We start from the raw sequence: 18,680 nt of genomic DNA on the forward strand, positions 1-18,680 counted from the left end.
ATAGTCCGAGATGAACTTAGTTCAGCTTCGACTTCACTTCGCCAATGGTGTTGGCGAAAAGTTTGGCCTTTGCGGCAGCGGTGGTCTTTTCGGCAATGAGCTTCTCGGAAGCTGCAATGGCGATGTCCACGGCGGCGGCACGAACGGCGCCGATGGCGTCTTCTTCTGCCTGCTTGATCTTCTGTTCCGACAGGGCCGTGCGGCGGACGACGAATTCTTCCGTCTTCTGCTTGGCTTCGGCGGTCAGGGCGGCCGCTTCGCGTTCGGCAGCGGCAACGATGCCAGCTGCTTCAGCTTCGGCTTCCTTGCGCTTGCGCTGATATTCGGCCAGCAGGTGCTGTGCCTCTTCGCGCAGACGCTTGGCTTCGGCCAGCTCGTCCTGAATGTTCTGTGCGCGCTCGTCCAAAGACTTGGAGAGCATGCCCGGAACCTTGAGATAGGCGATCAGGACGAAGAAAAGGACAAGACCGACAAGAGCGAAAAATGATGCATCAAACGCCATATCAGGCTCCCTTCACAGTCGAAGCGGCTGCAATGGCGGCCTTGACGTCGGCATCCTTGACCTTGGCGCCAACCAGCTGGTCGACGATTGCGGTCGCGGTTTCCTCGGCAATGGCGCCGACATCCGCGAATGCCTGATCCCTGATACCCGCAATGCGCTTTTCGGCGGCGGCAAGCTTCTCGGCAAGTCCGGCTTCGATAGCGACGCGGTCGGCATCGGCTTTCGCCTTGGCGGCGTCACGTGCCGCAGAGCCTATCGAGCTTGCCTTGGCGCGGGCTGCCGCGAGTTCTTTTTCATAGGTTTCGACGGCAGCGTCGGCTTCGCTTTTCAGCCGTGCCGCTTCATCGAGATCCTGTGCAATGCGCCCATGACGGTTTTCGAGAATGCCGCCGACGCGAGGAACGATGACCTTCTGCATGAGCAGGTAGAAAAGGCCGAACGTGATCGCCAGCCACAGGACCTGCGATGCATAAGTAGACTGGTCGAACGGCGGGAAAACGCCGGAAGCACCGTGTTCGGCGCCGTGCGCTACACCGGTTTCCGTGTGCGTGGCTTCCGGTTGCGGCTGGCCGACAGCCGGAGTTTCCGTATGCGTTTCACCTACGGTCGGTGCTGACTGGGCATAAGCCTCGGTCACGAACATGCTCACCTCCAGGGGGACTGCAAATGCGAAGGATCACGGCACGCAATTTGCGCGAGCCGTGATCCAGACCTGATGCCGTTATTAGACAGCGAACAGGAGAAGGAGAGCTACGAGCAGCGAGAAGATGCCCAGAGCTTCCGTAACGGCGAAGCCGAATACCAGACGGCCGAACTGGCTGTCGGCAGCAGAGGGGTTGCGCAGTGCGCCGGAGAGGTAATCACCGAAGATACGGCCGAGTGCGAGGGACGTACCAGCCATGCCGAGGCATGCGAGACCTGCGCCGATGTACTTTGCTGCTTCCGCTTCCATGTGAGACTCCTTGAGATATTGGTTGTTGCGGCTATCTTTTGGCGCCCGTTGCCGGGGCCAGCGACTTTACTTCTCAGTGACCACCATGCACAGCATCGTTCAGGTACATGCAAGTCAGTACCGCGAACACATAAGCCTGCAGGAAGGCAACGAGAAATTCGAGAGCGGTCATTGCGACCGTCATGATGAGAGGCAGGACTGCACCGCCGATACCGAGCGCGCCGAGCGCACCCATGGAGGCGACGAAGCCTGCGAAAACCTTGAGCGTGATGTGGCCAGCCAGCATGTTCGCGAAGAGACGAACGGAAAGGCTGATCGGGCGCGACAGGAACGAAATCATTTCAATTGACGCGACAAGCGGCAATAGCGCCTTCGGCACGCCAGAAGGTGCGAAGATGCCAAAGAAATGCAGACCGTGCTTGTAGAAACCGTAAACGACGACCGTGCCGATGACGAGGCAGGCAAGCGCGAAGGTGACGATGATCTGGCTGGTGACCGTGAAGAAATACGGGAACATGCCGAGAAGGTTCGCAGTCAGCACGAACATGAACAGCGAGAATACGAATGGGAAGAACACCATGCCCTTTTTGCCGGCGCCTTCGCGCAGCATGGAGGCGATGAATTCATAGGACATTTCAGCAACGGACTGCATGCGGGTCGGGATCAGACCGCGGCTCGACGTTGCGAAATAAAGGAAACCGGAAGCGGCGGCCACGGTCGCGACCATGAAAAGCGACGCATTGGTGAAGGAAAAATCGACGCCGCCAATTTCGATCGGAATGATCGGCTGCACCAAGAACTGATGGGTCGGATCGTTTGCCACCGGCTGCCCTCTTTACCTGTCGCCGCTCATGGCGGCATCTCAACTGCAAGAAAAAACAGCTTAAACGCCGTCTTTTCCACCCTCGTCTCGCTTGTCGGCTCTCTCAAGCAGCGGCGGCTTTGCCACCGCGCCCGTGGAGCGCAACACATTCAATACGCCTGCGCAGAAACCGAGAAGAAGAAGAACGATCATCCCCCACGGCGTCGTGCCGACAAAATAGTCCAGAAGATAACCCAGCATAGCGCCGACCACGATGGCCGAAATGAACTCCGATGAGAGCTTCACCGCCATCGCAAAGCCTTTCCGGCTTTCCGCGGCATTGGTCTCCGCCCTCACTTCCGCCTCATCCTCCGCCTTCACCTTTGCCAACTCTTCGGCAAGGCGCTTGCGACGCTCGTCCAGACTATCGTCACGGTTGCCAGTCATCTTAAAATCCCACCCATTTTCTCCGTTCCAGCCATGCCAGAACCCTTTGGAGTTGTAAACGGTGACGGATTAAGCCTGTTCCAGCCCGCTCTGAAGTCGCGCGCAACATAGTTTTAGGGGCTTCGCTAGTCAAGGCACTGGCGAAGCTTGTTTTTTCACAAATTAAATATTTAAAAACAAAGACTTAACGCCAAATCGCCGTTTGTCGACGATGTTTCCCCCGGGAATCGGCATTTTTGACACGCAAATTGCGACAAATTGGCGGTGGTATCAGCTCCAGCCGCCACCATAGGTTCGATAAAAGACGTGCAAGCCAATCCTACCGACCTTCTTCATGGATTTTCCCCAGGCGGGACGAACATAGACGGCATGATAGTGAGTCGCCGAGCCCACTTCCGTCAGCCAGATTTTGCCGGCGGTGGTTGCCATGGCCACTTCGCGCGCCATTTTCCAGTGACGTTCGGAATTCACCCGGTCCTTTATATTGTCGCAGGCGAAGGAGAACTGGCAGCGGTTGCGCCAGTCCTTGTTCTGATAAACCACACCGCAGATGGTTTTCGGATAAGCGGGGTTGCGCACGCGGTTAAGGATCACCTGTGCCACCGCCGCCTGTCCCTTGACCGATTCACCGCGCGCCTCGAAATAGATGCCGGATGCGAGGCATTGCTGTTCGGCTGCGGAAAACACGGCAGCGGGCAGCGGCGTTGCCGCCCATGCGTGATCGTCCGCGCCGATCAACGGCACGAAGCGGCCGGCCTCCGGCTTTTTCAGAATGGCGTCGAACGGCGATTCACGGGCGAAATCCGGTTCGGCCGGCGCGTAAGCCGTGGCGAGAATATCGGGAGTCCTGTTGGTGACGAGTTCCGCCAGCATCGGAGAGACGCTTTTGTCGGCCTTCTTTTCTTCACGGCGGAAATAGAAGGAGGCAAGTTTGACGTCGCTGCCGCGTTTCGGTTTCACGAAAGCCGTGCGGTCCTTGCGCTTCAGCGGCTCTATATCCAGCATGCTGGTGCGTTCCAGCACGGAACCGGCGGTGAAGGCCTTTGGCGGCTGCATGATTTCGGTTGCGACGATGCGACCCTTCTTGGCGGCACGGTTGACGCGCTCGCTGTCGGGTGTCGTCTCGTCACCCTTCTTGTTGGTGACGAAAGCCACCTTGCGGCCATCGGGCAGGGTCATGCCGCTGCCATGCAACGCCGCCTCCCCTTCCGCATCGTTAAAGGTGAGCGAGGCATTATGGACAGAGCCTGCCGGAGACGCGGTCAGCACCATGCGCCATTGCTCGCCGCCATTGTCCAGCCCTGCCAGCAGGGAGGCCAAATCCGCGCGTGCGGCAATGGAAGGAAAGACGAGCCAGGCAGCAAGGCCGAAGACAACGGGTGAGGTCCATGCCTGAAGGGACGCAAAGGACCGACGACGCATTACTCTTTTCGAACGCAAAACCAGCACTCCGAACACCAGGAACCATATTTGTTACAGGTGTTCGAGAATCTCTTATTAACCTTGATGCTTGGTTAACGCCGCGCGCGGGCGCGGCTTCACGTTAATGTGTAACCACCTTCTAATAATCAGACGACGACGTGAGATCCGAGTTCCACCACGCGGTTGGCCGGAAGGCGGAAGTAGTCCGAGGGATCGGCGGCCGTTTCGGCAAGCGCAATGAACAGTCGATTCTGCCAGCCGGGCATGCCCGATTTCGGATCCGGCACCAGCTTGCGGCGACCGAGATAAAACGAGGTGGACATGATGTCGAACTTGTAACCCGTGCGCCTGAGGTAACCGAGCGCCTGGGTGACGTTCTGCGTTTCCATGAAGCCGAAATGCAGTTCGACTACGGCAAAACGATCGCTCAGCTTCGTCAATGTGTAACGATTTTCGGGGCGGACGCGCGGCTGGTCTTCCGTGCGGATCGTCAAAATCACGTTCTTGTCGTGCAGGACGTGGTTGTGCTTGAGATTGTGCAGCAATGCAGCGGGTGCGGCATCCGGATCGCCAGTCAGGAAAATCGCTGTGCCGGGCACGCGCACCGGCGCATGGGCGCTTTCCTTTTCCACCGAAGCCACGAAAGCCTTCAGCGGCACATCGCTGCGGCGGGTTTTGGCGAAAAGGATTTTCGAGCCGCGCTGCCAGGTAGTCATGATGATGGTGAAAGCGATTGCCAGCAACACCGGCACGTAGCCGCCATCATGTATCTTGAGCAGGTTTGCACCGAGGAAAATCAGTTCCAGCAGCAGAAGCGGCGCCAGCACGCCAATCGCCAGCCAGATGGACCATTGCCAGCGCTTGCGAACGAATTCGAAGAACATCATGCTGGTGACGACCATCGCGCCGGTAACGGAAATGCCGTAGGCGGTGGCCAGTGCATCCGAACTTTTGAAGGTGAGTACCAGTGCGACGACGCCGAACAGCAGGATGGTGTTGACGGCGGGAAGATAGATCTGCCCGGTATTGGTTTCCGAAGTGAAGAGGATTTCCATCCGCGGCAGATAGCCGAGATGGATCGCCTGACGCACGAGCGAGAACGCGCCTGTTATAACCGCCTGGCTGGCGATGATGGTGGCGGCGGTCGCAAGAATGACGGCCGGCAGGATCGCCCATTGCGGGAACATCAGGTAAAACGGATTGGACATCGCCGCCGGGTCCTTGAGAACCAGCGCGCCCTGACCGAGATAATTCAGCGTCAGCGCCGGGAAAACCAGACAGAACCATGCCCACTGGATGGGACGGCGGCCGAAATGGCCGAGATCGGCATAAAGCGCTTCAGCACCGGTGATCGTCAGGAAAACCGCGCCCAGCACGACGATGCCATAAAAGCCTTCATTGGCGAGAAACTCGACCGCATGCCAGGGGTTGAAGGCATAGAGAATGCCGAAATCATCGGCGATGTGAATGAGGCCGGCTACACCCATGACCAGGAACCAGACAGCGGTGATCGGTCCGAAGAATTTCGCCACCGTTCCCGTACCGTGCGATTGGATCGCGAATAGGCCGATGAGAATGCAGACGGAGATCGGAATAATAAAGTCGTCCATGGCCGGAGTGACGAGCTTCAGACCCTCCACCGCCGAAAGCACTGATAGCGCAGGCGTGATCATGGCATCGCCCAGGAACAGGGCTGCGCCGATGAGGCCGAGCACGATGAGAACGCTTCGGTGAATGCCCGCCGTCTTCATCAACAGCGCCAGAAGCGAGAGTGTGCCGCCCTCGCCGTCATTGTCGGCGCGCAGCAGGAGCGTGATGTATTTGAACGTTACGATGATCGTCAGAGACCAGATCATCAGGGATGTCAGGCCGATGACTTCTTCTCTCGTCACGCCATCATAGGCGATCGGCTTTAGCGCTTCGCGGAAGGCATAGAGCGGGCTGGTGCCGATATCGCCGTAGACGACGCCGATAGAACCAAGGATCGCGGCATAAAGCCCCTTGTTCTGATGCTTGTCATCCGAATCCGGCTTCTCGGTAAAGTCCTTGTCTGCGATTTGAGACATGATGATCCTGGCTCCTTAGAGCCAGCCCTTCCAACGGAAAAAGAGAAACGGGATGATTGCCGACATCAGCATGACGACGAGCGCGAGTGGATAGCCAAACGTCCAGTTCAACTCCGGCATGAGCTGAAAGTTCATTCCGTAAACCGACGCCACCAGAGTTGGCGGCAGGAACACGACCGACGCGATCGAGAAGATCTTGATGATGCCGTTCTGCTCGATGTTGATGATGCCGAGAGAAGCGTCCAGCAGGAATGTCAGATTGCCGGAAACGAAGGAGGCATGTTCGCTCAACGACTGGATATCCCGACCGATCGATTTGCTCTGTTCCCTCGCTTCCTTGTCCTGCTGGACCTGCCCACTTGTGGACAGGAAAGTCTGCAGGCGTGCAAGGGAAGCAAGGCTGTCACGAACCTTGGAGATCAGCCGGTGATAGGCGGCAATGTTCGTCAGTCGGTCTTCTAGATAACGCGGCGCCTTGCGCTTGCTGCGCGCCTGGCTGCCGAGAAGATCGGCGGCGAGATTGTCGATGCCTGCCACCGAGTTTTCGAGAATTTCCGCCGTGCGATCGACGATGGTTTCCAGCAGTTTCAGCAACAGCGCGGTGCCGCTGCGCATCTCGTGCGGGACGCGGGTGATGGCGGCGGTGAAGAGGTGGAATGATTTCGGCTCGGCATAACGGATCGTCACAAGGCGCTTGCCGGCAAGAATAAAGGCAACATCGGTCAGGCGCGGACCGTCGGAATCTGCCTTCCAAACCAGAGAGGCGGTCATGAAGACGTTGCCATCTTCCATGTAAAGGCGGCTGGAAGGTTCGATATCCTTCAAATCCTCGCGGGTCGGCAGCTCTAGCCCCAGCAGTTTTTCAACATACTGCTCTTCCGTCCTCGTCGGATTGATAAGGTCGATCCAGACGATATCGTCGGGAATCTGTTCACGGCCGTCGTCTGGCGACAGGCTGATCGCCTCGCAGTTGGCGCGATAGGCTTTTATCAATCCGTTTCTCCGGTCCGCATCGCTGGCTTCAGCCGCAATGCTGCTTAACATATCCTGTTCAAGGTCGGCAAACCTTTGGACGACACTTCAGGGAACACCGGAACGAGCGGGATTTTCACATCCCGCCGGACTGACGGACCAAGAACCAAACGGCGCAGGGCTATGCTCCCAAAGCGAGACCCAATCAAGCAATATTTTCTCGCGACAGCATTGCAGGCGATGCATCTCTGGCGTTCAAATGCATCGGCCTTTCCCGAAGCCACCAGTTAACATATTGTTTTTAAAATATATCCAGGCACGACAACCGCCCGGCCTTTTTTCTTCCTTAACCGGTACGTTATTCGAAAACGATTTTCGGGGCGGCTTTTCTTTCGCCCGCACCGATGCGGGCCCAGACTTTTTCCGCAATATCGCGGTAGATGGCGGCCTGCGGACCATCCGGCTCGGCGGCAACGACCGGCGTTCCGGCATCAGACATTTCACGGATGGAAATGGTGAGCGGCACTTCGCCGAGGAACGGCACGCCAATCCGCTCAGCCTCTGCCTTGGCACCGCCATGGCCGAAAATATCATAACGCGCGCCGGTATCCGGTGCGATGAAGTAGCTCATATTCTCGACGACGCCGAGCAGCGGCACTTCCACCTTGCGGAACATGGTGATGCCCTTGCGCGCGTCGATCAGCGCCAGATCCTGCGGCGTGGAGACGATGACGGCGCCGGCGAGCGGCACCTGCTGGGCGATGGTGAGTTGCGCGTCGCCGGTGCCAGGCGGCATGTCGAGCACCAGCACATCGAGTTCACCCCAGGCGACTTCACGCAACATCTGCATCAATGCGGACTGAACCATCGGCCCGCGCCAGATCATCGCCGCTTCCTCATCCACCAGAAATCCCATGGACATGACCTTCAGTCCGTAATTTTCCATGGGAATGATGATGCGGTCTTCCTGCTGCTGCGGGCGTCCTGAAATCTTCAGCAGTCGTGGCAGCGAGGGGCCGTAAATGTCGGCGTCGAGCATGCCAACCTTGAGGCCCAGCGCCTGTAGGCCCAGCGCCAGGTTGACGGCGGTCGTGGACTTGCCGACCCCGCCCTTGCCCGAGGCAACGGCGATGATCGCGCCGACGCCGGGAACGCCGACCTTCGACGAGCCGGGTTGCGCGGGCGGGCGGCCGGTTGCAGCCGCAGGGCGCGGCGGTGCCGGCGCCGGGCGCGCTGGTGCGGGTTGTTGTGTGCCGGGTTTGCGATCCGCCGTCAGCGCGACGACGGCACCGGCGATACCCGGAACGCCCTTGGCGGCCTGTTCAGCCGAAAGCCTCAACGGCTCCATGTCGGCTGCCCTGTCGGCCGGGACGGTAATAGAGAAATAGGCTTTCGCGTCGGCGATGAAGATTTCCGAGACCATGCCAAGCGCCACAATGCTTTTGCCGCTGCCCGGATAGATGACTGCCTCCAAAGCCTTTTCGACCTGGTGCTTGCTGACCTCTGCCATATGTTTACTCCGCTACATCATCCCGCCGGATATGGGCTGCATTCCGCGCCATCCATAGACAAACGCGGCCCGTTCGCCAATGCCAAACCGCAAACAGCGGATCACCGCGACGGTTTATTCGCAGACTTCAGATTTCGTCGTCCATATCAAGCGTTTCCGGATCGAAAACCCGACCATCGAAAAAACAGTCGGGGCCGAGGACAAGACCCGAGCGTGACGCCCCGACATGGACCGGCTCCCGCAACGTGCCTTCCAGCTTCAGGTTCGCGCCCGGCACCGGCACGAAAAGCGGCTTCATCGCCTTGCGGAAGATATCCGGCCGATAGGCATTGCGCGCGGCCTCCACCACGGCTGCATCGAACCGGCGATCGGGGGGAACCTCGCCCCAGCGCAACATCTGGCTGAAGAACCACAGCGCCTGGCTTTGCCAGGGGAAATTGGCGGCCTTGGCGCTTGTTACGAAAAACTCCTGAAAACGCTGCATGTCCCTTTGCGAAGTGGAAATATAACCCGTCAGCGCTGGAAGCAGGAATTCGCCGTTCTCGTCAATATAATGGGGGGCGGCAAGAATGCCGGTAAGTTCCTCGATATTGGCGGAGTTGGCGCACCATTCGCCGGCGCGATAAAGCGAACGCAGCAAGCCTTCCAGCACAGTGGCGTTCTCTTCCGCCCAGGGCCGCTTCACGGCCAGTATCTTTTCAGGCGCATTGTGCCAGATCAGCGCTCCCGTGGTGACGATCCGCCCGCCGCCGCCCAGCACCACAGCGCTGCCCGCCGGTTCGGCGGTACAGAGCGCATCGACCTTGCCGCTTTCCAAAAGCGCCGGCATAGCCTTCGGCAGGGCTTCAACGATTTCCATGTCGCGGCCGAGCAGCACGCCGCAGCTTCCGAGCAGATAACGCAGCGCATAAAACGGCGTGGACACGATATCCTCGATCGCAAAGACCGGCGGTTTTTCACCCGCCGCCCGGCGCGCGGAACAGACACGGGCCATCGCCCGCCCGAACGCGGCCGGGTCCGGCAGCTTCATGCCCTCCCGGTAAAGCTCGTCGAAAAATCCGTGCGAAACGGTCGTTGCCGATCCGCCAAGGGAAAGAGTGAAGACGCCGACAATATCGGCCGGCAGGTCATCGAGGCCAACCGCGGAACCGACGGGAACCGCGGCGGGCAAATGGGCGATCTGAACCTCGTCCTCGCCAAGTGCTGCAAGCACGGCGCGCGCGGATTGTTTTCGGATGAGTTCCAGTTCGACGCCTTCGTCGGCAGCAAAGCCTTTTTCGGCAGCGGCTATCAGTACGGCGCAATCGACAGTCGGAGAAAACCCCGCTTTTATCCTATGCCGTTCCGGCAAACGATTTCTCCTTCCCGGTGATTCGAAAGAAGGATCGCCCAGGAACCCATTTATCACAATGATAAATTTGCGGTTTCGCTATTTAATCAGACCGACCCGGAGCGCCTTTGCGACGGCTTGGGTGCGGTTGACCGTATCGAGTTTTTTCGTCGCACGGTTCAGGTAGTGATTGATGGTATGTTCCGAGAGCATCATGATTTCAGCGATCTCGGCGCTAGTCTTGCCGGCGGCCGTCCAGTTCAGACAATCTATCTCGCGCTCGTTCAACGTCTCGGGAACCCGCAGATCAAGGCGGCGGATTTCTGATAGCCGGGCAAAGATGTGGCTGGAAATGTAAAAAAGTTCCGCCAGCTGGCTGGTGGGCAAAGTCGTTTTGTTACCGGAAAAGGACACCGCTCCCCGCATCGTGGTGATGTCGTGAACGGGAAACCACACCGAATTTATCATATCGAACCGCTCAAAAAGTCCGATGACCGGTTTCTTCGGCGCGTTTTCGTCGCCGCTGACCAGAAAATCCAGGGAGACGGAAAAGGGTGTGGTCGATTTTTTCAACTGCGCCATCACCCGGCTTCTCTGCAGCAGGCCCTCTTCATCATAACGCTGCAAAAGCTCGGCCGGCCAGCTGGTGATGATGGTGCATTGCGACAATTCGCTCGCCATTTCGGCCGAGAGGTCAAGCACCATGAAGGCCTTGAATCCCCAGGCTTCCGTCAGCCGTTTCAAAAACCGGAATATATCGAATTGCGTGTTGAGACCGGCGATCTCGCGAACGCAATCAACACCAATCGACTGAACGGCGGCCGTCTCTGTTTTCTGCATGAAGCGGTTCTTCAAAAAAGAGAAAATACCGCCGCAAAGGCCTGCCTTCGTGCGGAAATTGCGCGGATGTTACTCGCCAAAATGATTCATGCAAACAAAAGTTGAAACTTAATTCCGAATAATCGAAAATAAGATTTCACTTACACGCATCGGCGCGCGATCTGCCGTTTTTGAAGCGGAAACCAAAAGCTTCACGCATCCATTTTTCTCAACCATTCGCAACCGGAGATAATCTGCAGGCAAGTTCTGCCGAAATTTGATCGGCCGTTTCGCGCACCAGAGGACCCCATTTCTGCAGTTGCTCCACATCCACGCGATAGGCTGGGCCGGTGACGGAAATCGCCGCGAGAAAATTGCGCCCCGGCGCCCTTACCGGCGCGGCAACGCAGTGAATGCCGATCTCATGCTCCTGAAGGTCGAAACCGTAGCCATTGCTGCGAATGGCGTCCACATCCTGCGCCAGCATTTGCGGGGTTACGATCGTATTTTGCGTGAAGCGGTGGAAGTCCAGCTCTGCGGCAAGTGCAGCGAGATCGTCAGGGGAAAGTATTGACAGCGCGGCCTTGCCCACCCCTGTGCAATAGGCGGGGGATGTCTTGCCCACCTGCGAATGCATGCGCAAAGTATGCTTGCCCTCCATTTTGTCCAGATAGGTGACTTGCCCGCCATTCAGAACGGCAAGATGCACGGATTCCTGCGTCGCCTCCTGCAATGCCGCCAGATGCGGCGCGGCAACGCTGCGCAGATCATTGCTGCTCCAGGCCTTGGCAGCCAATTGCAGCAGCCTCAGACCCACGACATAGGTCTGGTCGGCGACATGATCGACCAGACCTTCGGCCACGAGATGGGCGAGCTGGCGGTGCACCGTGCCGCGCGGCTGGCCGCAAGCCTCGACAACGTCGGTGAAGCGCATCGGTCTTTCGGCAAGGGCGATAAGCTCCAGAAGCGAGACGGCCTTACCAAGCGTGCCGGTTACGCTTTCCTTTTTTCGCTCCAAGGCAGGAACCACCTCATGCTCGCTGTCATTTGGGTTTCTGTGATCGGGCATGGCAACATCCACCGTCATCTGTCTTGACATAAGTCTGCGGCCAAGAGAATAATTCCATTTAGTAAAATCTAGTTCCAAATAATGGAACAATCAAGCCCCTACTGGACGAGACGATGCCGATGATGCAAGCCCATTTCCCTGACCTCAAGGACGCGGGCGTGCTCGTCACCGGCGGCGGCTCCGGCATCGGGGCATCGCTGGTGGAGGCCTTTGCGGCGCAGGGCGCAAGGGTCGCGTTCATAGACATCGCCGAAGAGCCGAGCGTGGCGCTCGTTGCGCGGCTTGCTCATGCCGCACGCCATCCGGTCCATTTCTTCAAGACCGACCTGCGCGACGTTGCGGCGACCCGGCAGAGCGTGGAGGCGGCGGCAGCTGCAACCGGCGGCATCAAGGTGCTCGTCAACAATGCCGCATGGGACGACCGCCACGACATCGATACCGTCACAGAAGCCTATTGGGATGCCAATCAGGCCGTCAATCTCAAGCAGATGTTCTTCACGGTTCAGGCCGCCTTGCCACATCTGCGGCAGGCGCAGGACGCAGCCATCATCAATTTCTCCTCGATTTCATTTCTGCTGAACATGGGCGAGCTTCCTTCTTATGCGGCAGCCAAGGCCGGCATCATCGGCCTGACGAAAAGCCTGGCCGGACGGTTGGGGCCGGAAAATATCCGCGTCAACACGCTGCTGCCGGGCATGATCGTGACGGAACGGCAGAAAGAATTGTGGCTGACGGACGACAACGTCACCTCGACCACGGCACGGCAATGTCTCAAGCGCACGCTTGTCGCCGCCGATCTGGTGGGTCCGTGCCTGTTTCTCGCATCATCGGCATCGAGCGCGATCACCGCGCAATCCATAATCGTAGACGGAGGCCTGTTATAATGTCTGAACCCGCTTTTATCGCCGTCGACTGGGGCACGACCAGTTTCCGGCTCTGGCTGCTCAGCCGGTCCGGCGCGGTGCTGGCTGAGCGCAGAAGTGCTGAAGGCATGACGACGGCCATGCGGACCGGCTTTACAGAGGTGCTGCAATCGCATCTCGGTGCCATCGGCGCACCGGAAAAACTGCCGGTTCTTATCTGCGGCATGGCGGGTGCGCGGCAAGGCTGGGTGGAGGCCGGTTATATCGACGTGCCTGCATCGCTTTCAGCGGTTCTTGATGGTGCGGTGCGCGTGCCGGGTCAGGAGCGGGATGTCCGCATTCTGCCGGGGTTGGCGCAGCGGGACAAAAACGCACCTGATGTGATGCGCGGCGAAGAAACGCAATTGCTCGGTGCACTCAGCTCCGCCGGTGGCGGCAGGAAGCTGGTCTGCATGCCCGGCACCCATTCCAAATGGGTAACGGTGGATGGCAGCGACGTGACGGGCTTTGCCACCTTCATGACCGGTGAGCTGTTCGAGGTCATCTCGAAACAGACCATCCTTTCCCATGCGGTGGCAGAAGCCGAAGCCTTTACCGGCGAGCACCAGGTATTCAGGGCGGCGGTGCGCGATATCTACGCCAATCCGCAGCTCGCCACCAACCGTCTGTTCACCCTGCGCTCCGGACAATTGCTGCACGGCCTCACCGCGACAGACGCCAAGGCCAAGCTTTCCGGCATCATGATCGGACTGGAAATCGCCGGTGCGCATTCCTCCGTACGGCGGGACACGCCGGTGGTGCTGATCGGCTCCGGCGCGCTCGGTGCGCTTTACGAGGGTGCATTCGCAGCCCTTGAGATTCAATATACTGTCATCGACGCAGACGAGGCCGTTCGGCGCGGGTTGTTAGCCGCCGCAAATGCCATCTGGTCATAGATTATTCAGTGGAGCGGAATTCCAGGCGAAAACCGCTCACGCTTTTCGCCATCCCGCTCAAGGACGAAAGACCCACCATGCGTATCCCCTTCCCCGCCATGAAATATCCGCTGATCGCCATCCTGCGCGGCCTTAAACCCGAGGAAACCGAAGGCGTCGTCGGCGCGCTGATCGAGACCGGCTTCCGCGCCATCGAAATCCCGCTCAATTCGCCCGATCCGTTCCGCTCGATCGAGATCGCCGCGAAGATGGCGCCCGCCGATTGCCTGATCGGCGCCGGCACCGTGCTCAGCACGGAAGACGTGGATGCGCTGGACGCCGCCGGTGGCAAGCTGATGGTCAGCCCCAATGCCGATGCCGACGTCATCTCCGCCGCGCGCGTCAAGGGCATGGTGACGATGCCGGGCGTTCTGACTCCGACCGAGGCTTTGGTTGCCGCAAAAGCCGGAGCAACCGGGCTGAAGTTCTTTCCCGCCAGCATCATCGGCCCGGCCGGCATCAATGCGATCCGGACGATCCTGCCGAAGGATCTGGTCATTGCCGCCGTTGGTGGCGTCTCGGACAAGAATTTCGCCGACTATACCAACGCCGGCATCCTCGCTTTCGGGCTTGGCACCAGTCTCTACAAGCCCGGCATGACGGCTGCGGAGGTGCGCGAGCGCGCCATCGTCACGCTTTCGGCCTATGATGCAGCAATTGGAGGATAAAAGCATGGCGACCGTTTTTCCCTTTGCCGGACGTGTTCTTGACGAAACGCCGATGACGCTTGGCGAAGGCCCGACTTTCGACCCGGCGACCGGCACGGCCTGGTGGTTCAATATCATCGGGCGCGAACTGCATGAATTGCATCTCGCTTCCGGCCGCAAAACGGTGCACGCCCTGCCCTTCATGGGCAGCGCACTGGCGAAAATCAGCGACCACAAGCAATTGATCGCCTCCGATGACGGCCTTTTCCTTCGCGATACGGCAACCGGCGTGTTGACGCTGCATGCGGAGCTTGAAAAGGACATGCCCGACAACCGCTCGAATGACGGGCGTATGCATCCCTCGGGCGCGCTGTGGATCGGCACCATGGGCCGCAAGGCGCAAATCGGCGCGGGTAGCATCTACCACGTTGCCAGGGGAACCGTGACCAAGCTGTTTGCCGATGTCAGCATTCCAAATTCGATCTGCTTTTCGCCCGATGGCGCGACCGGATATTACGTCGACACCAAGGTCAACGAGCTGATGAAGGTGCCGCTCGATGCCGAGACGGGACTTCCCACCGGCAAGGCAGAGGTGTTCATTGACACCGCCGGCATCGACGGTGGCGTAGACGGATCGGTCTGCGATGCGGAAGGGCATATCTGGAACGCCCGCTGGGGGATGGGTGCGGTCGATCGTTACGATGCCGACGGCAACCACATCGAACGCTATCTGGTGCCAGCGGGACAGACGACCTGCCCGGCCTTCATCGGCCCCGATGCGTCGCGCCTTCTCGTCACATCCGCCCGCGAAAATCTTGACGACGACGCCATTGCTGCCAATCCGCAGCACGGAAAGACATTCGAGCTCGGGATTGAGGTGAAGGGCAGGTTCGAGCCGCTCTACCGGTTGTGAAGCGCGGCGCGTGCCGCCTTCTCATTCCTGTGCTCGTCACATGGATGAGGTTGGGGAGGTCCCTACAGCCTTATGTGCAAGGCCACTCCATTTCTCAGGGAATATCCGACAGGATCTCGCGATAGTTTTCGTGAAGGTAACGCTGCGTGGCGGCGGCATCGGCGGGGCGGCCGTAAAAATAGCCCTGCCCCATAGCGCAGCCGAGCGCGCGCAGTTTTTCCTCTTCCGCCTGCTCCTCGATACCCTCCGCGACGACCTCGAGATCAAGCCCTTCGCACATGGCGACGATGGCCTTGATGATATGTTCCGAAGGACGGTCGCTGCTGATGCGGGAGACAAAGGCGCGGTCGATCTTGACCTTGTCGAAGGTGAAGTCGCGCAGACGGCCAAGGCTCGACTGGCCGGTGCCGAAATCGTCAAGAGAGATACGAACACCCGCACCCTGCAATTCGCTGATGATGCGCTGCGCGGTATCGGCGGATGTCATGACAGCCGTTTCGGTGATTTCAAGCTCCAGCCGGTGCGGATCAAGGCCGACACGCGACAGGATGGACAGAATATTATCCGCTGTGCCGGGGTCCATCAATTGCGCGGAAGACAGGTTGAAGGACAGGAAAAGCTCTCGCGGCCAGAACAGCGCCGCTTCCGCCGCCTTCCTCAGCAGCGCTTCCGACAGCGCGTCGATGAAACCGCGTTCTTCGGCCAGCGGCACGAAAACGGCGGGCGACACGAAACCGAGATCGGGGTCGTTCCAGCGGGCGAGCGCCTCGAAACCGATGACCTTCGCTTCTTCCAGCCTGACGATGGGCTGGAAATGCACGTCGATCGCATCGGTGATGATGGCGTTACGCAACGCCTGTTCCAGCTGGGTGGCGCGCTTCATTTCCTGCGCAATCTCGCGCGAATAGACCGTTATCTGGCCACGGCCACGGCGCTTGGAGCGGTAAAGCGCAGTCTCGGCGCTTTTCAGCAAATCCTCGAAATCATCGCCGGCGAAGGGATAGATGGCAAAACCGAAGGAGGAGGAAAGCCGGACGTTGCGGTCGCCGAGATCGTAAGGCGCAGAAAGCACGTCCTTGATCATGTTGCCGATGCGCTCTGCGCCGGTGCGTTCGAATACTAGCGGCAGCACGAAGGCGAACTCGTCGCCATCATGGCGCGTCACGGCGGCGCCATCGGGAATGCAAGCCTTCAGCCGATGCGCGACCTGGCACAAAATCTCGTCGCCCGCCTGCACGCCGAAAAGATCGTTGATGGGTTTGAAGCCGTCAATATTCGCAATGCCGACGGTGAAGGGCGCGGGATCGCTGGAACGCTCGCTGGCGAGCATGCGGATCTTGTCCCGCAAACGGTAACGATTGCCAAGCCCCGTCAGCGGATCGCTGTAAGCCATCGCCTGCAGCTCGTTCTGGCTGACGTGCAACGCCTGCGGCTCTGCCCGTTTCATTCCTGCATCTCGTGAATCCCGTGTCGACCGCGATCACAATGCAGGGCAAGTATTAAAAAAGCCATAGAACCGCGCACCGAAAATGCGGCGGCGTCTCCGCAATGCCAGCGGCTCGAACACAAAAAGCTGAAATGGAGGAGCTTCAGGCTTGCAGCCGCAGGGCATCCTTGCCGAAAAGGCGCAGAAAAACGGCATCGACCATATCGGGACTGACGGGTTTCAGCAGCATGTCTTCCATGCCCGCCGCCAGGCATTTGTCGAGATCGCCCTCGAAAGCGTGGGTGATGACGCCGACGATGGGAATGCGCTCGTCGCCGGCCAGTGCACGCATACGGCGGGCGACCTCAAAACCGTCGATATCGCCAAGCGTGGTGTCGAGCAGGACGACGGACGGCGCCTGTTCCGCAAAAAGACGCAACGCCTCCTCACCCGACGTGGCAAGCCGCCAGGACAGCCCCAATCCCTTAAGGATTTGTGAGAAGACGATCTGGTTGACCCTGTTGTCCTCGACGAGAAGTATCTCGCAGACGCCGCCGGTCTTGAGGATTTTGGGCAGGTCTTCGGTCATGATCTCCCAGTCCTCGTCGGAGGATTTTTCCTTCGGAGACGATTTGAGGCCGACAGCGAGATAATGCAGCAGCGAAGCATCGATCTCCTCTTCCTCGATGGTGACAACCGGCAGGTCATGGGCAGCCGCGATATCGAGGCATGTGACGCTCATCTGGGCGTCGACGACGACGACATCGATGCCGACGCCTGCGGAAGCGGCGATATCGATGAAACTACTCTGTTCTTCCTCGCTCCTCACCACGGCATGATCCATGCCGCTCGCGGCCAGCCGGTGGCAGGCGGCTTCGGCAAAGCGCCCGTTTCCGGAAACCACCAGCACCGCCTTGCTTTTCAGCAGACCGCCTGCGGAATCGCGATCTTCATCCTTGCCATAGGTGGAGGCGACGAAATCGACATGTTCGAGCGAGGGGATGACGGGCATGCCGTTCGCGTCGATGGTGGCGAGCGCGGTCACGTCCTCCATCGTCGTGACCAGAAAATGCCGGCCAGGCCGACCCACCCGCTGCTTGCGGGTAATCGTCAGCACCTCTTCACCATTCGCGCGCCTCACCCTTTCGGGAAGGATGCTCGGCGTGCCGCTGTCCAGCACCATGCGATCGGCAGCGTCGATCCGGCCTGCGACCTGGCGCGAATGCAGATCGAAAACCGTGCGGCCGAGAATGCTCTCTGCACTGGTCTCGACCATGGTGCAGGCGGCTTTATTTACGGCGACATAGGCGAGGTTCCGGTCCTTGACGAGGACCGGAAACGGCAGATTGTCGAGAATGTCTTCGATCAGCTGAACGCGTTCGAGGTCGATGCGCCACTGTTCTTCTCTTTTCTTCTGTTCGGAAATATCGGCAACGACGCTGATGCCCAGCCCGGAAGGCAGGCGGTTCATAACGAAGCGCAGGAAGCGCTCCCCCTTCAGCCGCTCGGTTTTTTCAGACCTTTCCTTCCAGTGCAGCGCCAGCCGCTCGCCAATCCATTCCTCGCGTCCCAGCTGCCGGGCATTGGCGGACAGGCTTTCCGCTTCCAGAAGATAACAATCGTAAAGCGCGCTCAGATAGTCGCGCAGCCGCGCGCCCGGCCCGATAACGGCCTCTTGCAGTGGAAAAAAACTCAAAAGCTTCCGGCTTGCGAAAACGATGTGATCGTTCCGGTCGTAAACGACGATCGCCGCGCCAAGCGCGTCGCAAAGGGCATCAAGCATCACCGTATGAACGCCCGCGCCGGAGGACGCCAAATCACTCAACTGCAAACTCCCACCTGTTTTCAGGGTCAGGCTTATGTTTCTATTGGAATCGTCCGAGGCAAATGCCGGGATGAAACGGTAAATTCCGAAAAAGAGACATCAGGGTTCGCTACTTGAAGCAGTCTTGAGGGGAAGATGACG

Annotated in this window: 18 protein-coding genes; 4 read left to right on the top strand and 14 right to left on the bottom strand. The window is 59.1% G+C overall.

The window, feature by feature from the left end:
- Positions 1 to 16 precede the first annotated feature (16 nt).
- The 12 genes from ACQZ45_RS05885 to ACQZ45_RS05940 form a co-directional block, all read right to left on the bottom strand.
- Positions 17 to 502: a F0F1 ATP synthase subunit B gene (locus tag ACQZ45_RS05885; protein WP_003511699.1), complete on the bottom strand. Its 486-nt coding sequence runs from the start codon at positions 500 to 502 to the stop codon at positions 17 to 19.
- Position 503: 1 nt separating this feature from the next.
- A complete protein-coding gene (locus ACQZ45_RS05890) occupies positions 504 to 1,145 on the bottom strand; it encodes a F0F1 ATP synthase subunit B (protein WP_003511698.1) in 642 nt (213 codons plus the stop codon).
- An 81-nt stretch (positions 1,146 to 1,226) separates the two neighbouring features.
- Positions 1,227 to 1,454 carry a F0F1 ATP synthase subunit C gene (locus ACQZ45_RS05895; protein WP_003494147.1) on the bottom strand — a complete coding sequence of 76 codons (228 nt, stop codon included), beginning with the start codon at positions 1,452 to 1,454 and terminating at the stop codon, positions 1,227 to 1,229.
- A gap of 73 nt (positions 1,455 to 1,527) precedes the next feature.
- Positions 1,528 to 2,277, bottom strand: a complete 750-nt coding sequence (locus ACQZ45_RS05900; RefSeq protein WP_003511697.1) for a F0F1 ATP synthase subunit A — start codon at positions 2,275 to 2,277, stop codon at positions 1,528 to 1,530.
- 60 nt (positions 2,278 to 2,337) lie between these two features.
- On the bottom strand, positions 2,338 to 2,703 hold the full coding sequence (locus tag ACQZ45_RS05905) for an AtpZ/AtpI family protein (protein WP_003511695.1): 366 nt from the start codon (positions 2,701 to 2,703) through the stop codon (positions 2,338 to 2,340).
- Positions 2,704 to 2,973: 270 nt separating this feature from the next.
- Entirely contained in the window at positions 2,974 to 4,125 is a 1,152-nt protein-coding gene (locus tag ACQZ45_RS05910; protein WP_019564219.1) for a cell wall hydrolase, read from the bottom strand.
- 146 nt (positions 4,126 to 4,271) lie between these two features.
- Positions 4,272 to 6,191 carry a potassium transporter Kup gene (locus ACQZ45_RS05915; protein ID WP_448742219.1) on the bottom strand — a complete coding sequence of 640 codons (1,920 nt, stop codon included), beginning with the start codon at positions 6,189 to 6,191 and terminating at the stop codon, positions 4,272 to 4,274.
- Between the two features lie 15 nt (positions 6,192 to 6,206).
- On the bottom strand, positions 6,207 to 7,184 hold the full coding sequence (corA, locus tag ACQZ45_RS05920) for a magnesium/cobalt transporter CorA (protein ID WP_003511691.1): 978 nt from the start codon (positions 7,182 to 7,184) through the stop codon (positions 6,207 to 6,209).
- A 337-nt stretch (positions 7,185 to 7,521) separates the two neighbouring features.
- The gene (locus ACQZ45_RS05925) at positions 7,522 to 8,673 is read right to left on the bottom strand and encodes an Mrp/NBP35 family ATP-binding protein (RefSeq protein WP_111801209.1); all 1,152 of its coding nucleotides are present in this window, start codon (positions 8,671 to 8,673) and stop codon (positions 7,522 to 7,524) included.
- Between the two features lie 127 nt (positions 8,674 to 8,800).
- On the bottom strand, positions 8,801 to 10,024 hold the full coding sequence (locus tag ACQZ45_RS05930) for a CmpA/NrtA family ABC transporter substrate-binding protein (RefSeq protein WP_003519038.1): 1,224 nt from the start codon (positions 10,022 to 10,024) through the stop codon (positions 8,801 to 8,803).
- Positions 10,025 to 10,102: 78 nt separating this feature from the next.
- The gene (locus tag ACQZ45_RS05935) at positions 10,103 to 10,843 is read right to left on the bottom strand and encodes a helix-turn-helix transcriptional regulator (protein ID WP_003519040.1); all 741 of its coding nucleotides are present in this window, start codon (positions 10,841 to 10,843) and stop codon (positions 10,103 to 10,105) included.
- Positions 10,844 to 11,051: 208 nt separating this feature from the next.
- Positions 11,052 to 11,921: an IclR family transcriptional regulator gene (locus tag ACQZ45_RS05940; protein WP_003519043.1), complete on the bottom strand. Its 870-nt coding sequence runs from the start codon at positions 11,919 to 11,921 to the stop codon at positions 11,052 to 11,054.
- A gap of 83 nt (positions 11,922 to 12,004) precedes the next feature.
- Between ACQZ45_RS05940 and ACQZ45_RS05945 the strand changes: the two genes are divergently transcribed.
- The 4 genes from ACQZ45_RS05945 (at position 12,005) to ACQZ45_RS05960 (ending at position 15,288) form a co-directional block, all read left to right on the top strand.
- Complete coding sequence (locus ACQZ45_RS05945; protein ID WP_003519044.1) at positions 12,005 to 12,775, top strand: SDR family NAD(P)-dependent oxidoreductase; 771 nt, start codon at positions 12,005 to 12,007, stop codon at positions 12,773 to 12,775.
- Positions 12,775 to 13,689: a 2-dehydro-3-deoxygalactonokinase gene (locus ACQZ45_RS05950; protein ID WP_003519045.1), complete on the top strand. Its 915-nt coding sequence runs from the start codon at positions 12,775 to 12,777 to the stop codon at positions 13,687 to 13,689. The genes ACQZ45_RS05945 and ACQZ45_RS05950 overlap by 1 nt, the downstream gene beginning before the upstream one ends.
- Positions 13,690 to 13,766: 77 nt before the next feature.
- The gene (locus ACQZ45_RS05955) at positions 13,767 to 14,396 is read left to right on the top strand and encodes a 2-dehydro-3-deoxy-6-phosphogalactonate aldolase (protein ID WP_035252989.1); all 630 of its coding nucleotides are present in this window, start codon (positions 13,767 to 13,769) and stop codon (positions 14,394 to 14,396) included.
- Between the two features lie 4 nt (positions 14,397 to 14,400).
- Positions 14,401 to 15,288, top strand: coding sequence for an SMP-30/gluconolactonase/LRE family protein (locus ACQZ45_RS05960; protein ID WP_003519049.1), 888 nt, complete (start codon positions 14,401 to 14,403; stop codon positions 15,286 to 15,288).
- A gap of 94 nt (positions 15,289 to 15,382) precedes the next feature.
- On the opposite strand, the gene ACQZ45_RS05965 is transcribed toward ACQZ45_RS05960, so the two are convergent.
- Entirely contained in the window at positions 15,383 to 16,735 is a 1,353-nt protein-coding gene (locus ACQZ45_RS05965; RefSeq protein WP_003519050.1) for a putative bifunctional diguanylate cyclase/phosphodiesterase, read from the bottom strand.
- Between the two features lie 142 nt (positions 16,736 to 16,877).
- Positions 16,878 to 18,497, bottom strand: a complete 1,620-nt coding sequence (locus tag ACQZ45_RS05970; RefSeq protein WP_162736258.1) for a response regulator — start codon at positions 18,495 to 18,497, stop codon at positions 16,878 to 16,880.
- Between the last annotated feature and the right edge of the window lie 183 nt (positions 18,498 to 18,680).

Source organism: Agrobacterium sp. 16-2014-1-2a (assembly GCF_053522705.1).

Excerpts from the sequence above, each read along its gene's own strand:
- ACQZ45_RS05945 (WP_003519044.1), top strand. The coding sequence starts at position 12,005 with ATGCCGATGATGCAAGCCCATTTCCCTGACCTCAAGGACGCGGGCGTG.
- ACQZ45_RS05890 (WP_003511698.1), bottom strand. The coding sequence starts at position 1,145 with ATGTTCGTGACCGAGGCTTATGCCCAGTCAGCACCGACCGTAGGTGAA.
- ACQZ45_RS05910 (WP_019564219.1), bottom strand. The coding sequence starts at position 4,125 with ATGCGTCGTCGGTCCTTTGCGTCCCTTCAGGCATGGACCTCACCCGTT.
- ACQZ45_RS05960 (WP_003519049.1), top strand. The coding sequence starts at position 14,401 with ATGGCGACCGTTTTTCCCTTTGCCGGACGTGTTCTTGACGAAACGCCG.
- ACQZ45_RS05935 (WP_003519040.1), bottom strand. The coding sequence starts at position 10,843 with ATGCAGAAAACAGAGACGGCCGCCGTTCAGTCGATTGGTGTTGATTGC.
- ACQZ45_RS05970 (WP_162736258.1), bottom strand. The coding sequence starts at position 18,497 with ATGCTTGATGCCCTTTGCGACGCGCTTGGCGCGGCGATCGTCGTTTAC.
- ACQZ45_RS05895 (WP_003494147.1), bottom strand. The coding sequence starts at position 1,454 with ATGGAAGCGGAAGCAGCAAAGTACATCGGCGCAGGTCTCGCATGCCTC.
- ACQZ45_RS05885 (WP_003511699.1), bottom strand. The coding sequence starts at position 502 with ATGGCGTTTGATGCATCATTTTTCGCTCTTGTCGGTCTTGTCCTTTTC.
- ACQZ45_RS05955 (WP_035252989.1), top strand. The coding sequence starts at position 13,767 with ATGCGTATCCCCTTCCCCGCCATGAAATATCCGCTGATCGCCATCCTG.
- ACQZ45_RS05905 (WP_003511695.1), bottom strand. The coding sequence starts at position 2,703 with ATGACTGGCAACCGTGACGATAGTCTGGACGAGCGTCGCAAGCGCCTT.
- ACQZ45_RS05965 (WP_003519050.1), bottom strand. The coding sequence starts at position 16,735 with ATGAAACGGGCAGAGCCGCAGGCGTTGCACGTCAGCCAGAACGAGCTG.
- ACQZ45_RS05915 (WP_448742219.1), bottom strand. The coding sequence starts at position 6,191 with ATGTCTCAAATCGCAGACAAGGACTTTACCGAGAAGCCGGATTCGGAT.
- ACQZ45_RS05950 (WP_003519045.1), top strand. The coding sequence starts at position 12,775 with ATGTCTGAACCCGCTTTTATCGCCGTCGACTGGGGCACGACCAGTTTC.
- ACQZ45_RS05940 (WP_003519043.1), bottom strand. The coding sequence starts at position 11,921 with ATGTCAAGACAGATGACGGTGGATGTTGCCATGCCCGATCACAGAAAC.
- ACQZ45_RS05925 (WP_111801209.1), bottom strand. The coding sequence starts at position 8,673 with ATGGCAGAGGTCAGCAAGCACCAGGTCGAAAAGGCTTTGGAGGCAGTC.